The organism is Streptomyces sp. AK02-01A (assembly GCF_033795305.1).
Classification (GTDB): domain Bacteria; phylum Actinomycetota; class Actinomycetes; order Streptomycetales; family Streptomycetaceae; genus Streptomyces.
Genome location: NZ_JARBAE010000103.1, coordinates 1 through 3,942, shown reverse-complemented (window position 1 = coordinate 3,942; position 3,942 = coordinate 1). Strand labels below are relative to the sequence as shown.

Below are 3,942 nucleotides of genomic sequence, written 5' to 3'. Positions count from 1 at the left end.
TGGGGCTACCTCACGCCCCACGAAACACGCCTGCGCTACCAGCAGGGACAGGCCCTCGCGGCATAACGGAAACGTGTCCATGATCACGGGGAAACTTCAGGTGCGTGGGGGTGGCCAGTCTGGGATGGGACGCCCGTGTGAGCGGGCTCGGCACACTCAGGGCACGCCGGTCGTGTTACCGGTGCCGGCTGCCTTTGTGGGTTGAGGCGGTGGTGGGGCTGGGCAGGCCGCGGTCGGCCATGCGTAGCAGCATGCACATTTCCGAGGTGTCGATGCCCATGAGTTCGGCGGCCTGGTGCAGTGGCAGGTTGAGTCGGCGGTGCAGTACGACGGCATCTTCGGGTGTGTTCGCCGGGGCGCAGTCGCTCGATGGCGCTGGAATCATCACGCAGTCTGCGTGTCCGACGACGGCGTGGTGGAGGATGCGCCAGGCTGTTGCGACGCTGTTCGGGCTGAGCAGGGTCTCTTTCCAGGTCTGGGCGATCTCGGTGAAGGCCGCTTCGACGGCTCGTGAAGCGGACTCGGTGTCTGGGGTGCGGGCCTCGGCGTAGCGCAGGTAGGGGCCGTGGTGCAGCTCGCGGAAGGCGCGGAAATCGAGACGCTGCACGGCCGGGATTCTGCGGTGCGAGGAGGTGGTGGGCAGGCGATGTTCTGTCATTTCTCCGGTCCCGTTGTGGCAGAGCGGGCGGGCTTAGAGAGGCGTCGGGGTGTGGTGTGGATCGGGCGGCCGGGTGCGGGGCAGTCCGCCGGGGGCAAAGGCGTCGGCCGAGGTGAGGAAGGCGTAGTGAACGTCTTCCCAGAGATGCCTGATACCTGCAGGGTCGGCTCCCAGGCCGGCCACGAGACGGACTGCGGTGGGCCAGTCCGGGATGTGATTACCTTCCAGGACGGCTGCGATCAGCTTGGGTGCGAGGCCGACGGAACGGCTTATGCGCGTGGCGTCCGGAGATGCGGCCGCGAGATACAGGCCGCGCAGCGCAGCGCACAGCCTTTCGGCGGCCGTGCCGATACGCGGTCGCGACGAGTCGGCGGTGCTCTGAGCACTCAGCCATAACGCTTCCAAGTCCTCGGGCCTGTCCCCGAAGAGGACAGCCAGCGTGTGCACGGCCGGCCATGGAGGCACCCGCTCCCCGGCAAACATGCTCAGCAGATCCGCCGGGCGAAGACCCGCGTGCGCCGCGGCCTCCGCGAGGGTGAACCCAGACCTCTGTTGTAGGAATGCCAGTGCCGCACCGAGTTGTCGGGGTGCGGCATCCTCGGGAGCGGCCCGTGGCGCAGGCACCGGCGTACGCTGGGTCAGGAGCCGTGACACCGCCGTCCGTGACCACCGGGAGCGTGCCGTGTCCTCGCCCGTTCCCGCGGCCGTCGCGACCGAGGACCAGCTGTCCTCGCGCTCCAGGGCCTCCTGCACTGCTGCCTCGATGTAGCAACTCACCTCGTGCGCCAGGCGTGAAGCACAGCCCAGCAGCACCGACAGCGGCTGCCCCTGGCGATCGGCGCGCACCAGGTGTGCCGCGAGCGCGTGCAGATCCCCCGCGATATTTCTTCCGCTCGGCAGCAGGTCACGTGCCTGCCGGGCCGCCCTCTGGCGATCACGAAGGCGCTGAGCTCGACGACGGCATGTCGTGTCGCAGTAGTCCCGGGGCCGTCCCGACCCGCTCCGCTGACGCAGCGGGCTTCCGCAGAAAGCGCACCAGGCATGGCGAAGTTCAGCCACCTCTGTCTCCCTCCCGCACGCCGGAACGGTCCCGGCGGTAGCGCGGCAGCGCGCCCCGGGACAGCTCCGGCGACCGAACGGCCGCGGGCGGGAGCCCGCGGCCTCACCCCGCTGTCAGCGACGGATACTGACGTAGTGCACGGTGATCCCTCCGGCCGAGGCGATCAGCGCGCCAACGAGAGTTCCCATCGCGGACAGCAGGCCGGCGCTGCCGGCGACCGTCAGCACGACCAGGATGATGAGGACAATGACGAGGCGAATCCCTCTGATTCGCGCGACCCCGGTTTGAGGGGCCGCCGACAGCGGGATAGTTTCAAGGGGCGCCGAGAGCGGAATGAAGACCACTCGGCGCGCAGGGTCAGGCAGCATTTTTCTCCTTGCTTGATCAACAGGCCCTGGAGCGGCTGCAACCGCTCTGGGGCCTGCTTTACGCAGGTGGAAACCTATGGCGTCACGCCTGGTTTCCCTGACGCCACCGAATGTACCCGCCCCAAGAGCGCGCCCGCGACGCTTCCGTATGAACTGCAAACTCGACCGAAATGCAAATCCCAACCGGACGCCAGACCCTGTCCTGGATGTCAAAGCGGCGCACGTGGCGAAGAGCCTTTTATCGGATCGTGTCTGATCAACCGCGACCGATTCCAACTCATTTCCTTTGACTCTGGACGAAGGATCACAGAGTTTGCCCGGGAATGCCCGAACTGGGCCTTCTCTCATGGCTTATGCCACGGTCAACGGAGGCGAGACGGCAGAATGTCACCCGATCGAGTGACGGAGCCCCTTCGACCTGAGATCGAATTCCCGTGTAAATGCACGTGCATTTGCAATACTTGAGGAGTGTGGCATCCGCCCCCTCAGCTTGCCTTCGCGACCAAGCCCGCCGTACTGGGAGATCCGGTGTCCGCCGCCTACCAGGCCAAGTGCTCGCCCTGGCGGGCCAGTCCCGGCTGACCTGCCATCGCATTCATTCCCCGAACTGAGCCGCGAGTAGGGCTCCCCGACGAACGGGCGCCGCCGACGATCCGTGCGGCGACTGCGGCGGCGCGATCGACCTCCTCGATGACCACCCAGTCGTCGCGTCGAGTGCCGTGCCGACCGGCAGCACGGTGAGCGCTGCCGCCACCTCCGGGAAATATTGCTCAAGGGGCCCCCTCCCGGGAGAGCAGTACGGCCCGGTGCCCTTCCAACACCCTCCGCGTGGTGGGCCGGGCAACGAGAAGGACAAGGTCGTGAGACAGAATGCCGGGCCATCCGAATGAGACAACGCGAGAACGCGCAGATCGCCACAACGGAACGGGACATTCCAATTGCGGACCTACACGTGGATGAACTCGGCACGCAACGTGAGCGATTCGTGGTTGGCGACGGTACTGCCGTCGTTCCAGGTGCGGTACTTCTCCCACCCTCCCTGTTCTTTGAGGAAGGATGCCAGGAAGGCGGCCTCGTCGTCGCCGGGGTCGGCTGCGTAGACGGGGTCAAGCTCCTTACGGGCCTGCTCAGATAGAGGCGCCTCTTCTCCGATGCCGTCTGCTGGCGGGATCCTCGTTCCGGTCGTGGCGAGGAGTTCGGCTGCCGCACGCTCAGTGTCGGTGGTCGGCGCCGGGCCAGGACAGACGGCTTCGCCGTTGAGGCGCTGGAACTCCGCGATGGCTTTGGCGGGCGTTTCGTAGACGGAGGTGATGACACGCAGGCGGTCCTCGCCGTGCAGGTAAACGCTCTGGCCGCCGCGGTAGGTGCCGACGGCGACGATGGTCCAGCCGTCGTGTGCATGGAGGTGGATTGTCAGGCGACCCGCGGCGATGTCGTCGTGGATCTTCTGCGCGTCGTCGGAGACTTCGCGGATCTCCTCCCGGTTGAGTCCTATCGTCGCAGGTCAGGAGCACTTTCTGCTGTCCCGGTCACTACCGGACACCACCCGCAGTGAAAGCCCGAGGCTAGTGCGCCAGCAGGATTTCGGTGTCGGAGCTGGTCTTTCTCCGCCGTCGTGGCGGTCCTCATCTAGATCACCATGGGGGGTGGAGCCCGTGACCGGGCTCCACCCCCTCACCGGTTCTTAGTGAACTGCGCCCGTGCGATCCCCTGTTTATGCCGGATCTGAAAGCCGTAGGGCAATGTCGATGAAGCTTAGAAGTTGTTGTCTTTCCGGACTTGAGGACTGCGTTTTCGCTGGTCGGGCATAGGGCGGACGTTCCCGTGGGAGTGGTGGCGTGTCGTGTCGTCGCTCT

Annotated in this window: 3 protein-coding genes; all 3 read right to left on the bottom strand. The window is 66.2% G+C overall.

The genetic code is table 11. From position 1 onward, the window contains the following. Positions 1–175: 175 nt before the first annotated feature. Positions 176–607, bottom strand: coding sequence for a hypothetical protein (locus PV679_RS35830; protein WP_319685468.1), 432 nt, complete (start codon positions 605–607; stop codon positions 176–178). Between the two features lie 84 nt (positions 608–691). After that, positions 692–1,717, bottom strand: a complete 1,026-nt coding sequence (locus tag PV679_RS35825) for a helix-turn-helix domain-containing protein (RefSeq protein WP_319685467.1) — start codon at positions 1,715–1,717, stop codon at positions 692–694. Between the two features lie 114 nt (positions 1,718–1,831). After that, the gene (locus PV679_RS35820) at positions 1,832–2,086 is read right to left on the bottom strand and encodes a hypothetical protein (RefSeq protein ID WP_319685466.1); all 255 of its coding nucleotides are present in this window, start codon (positions 2,084–2,086) and stop codon (positions 1,832–1,834) included. Positions 2,087–3,942: the final 1,856 nt, after the last annotated feature.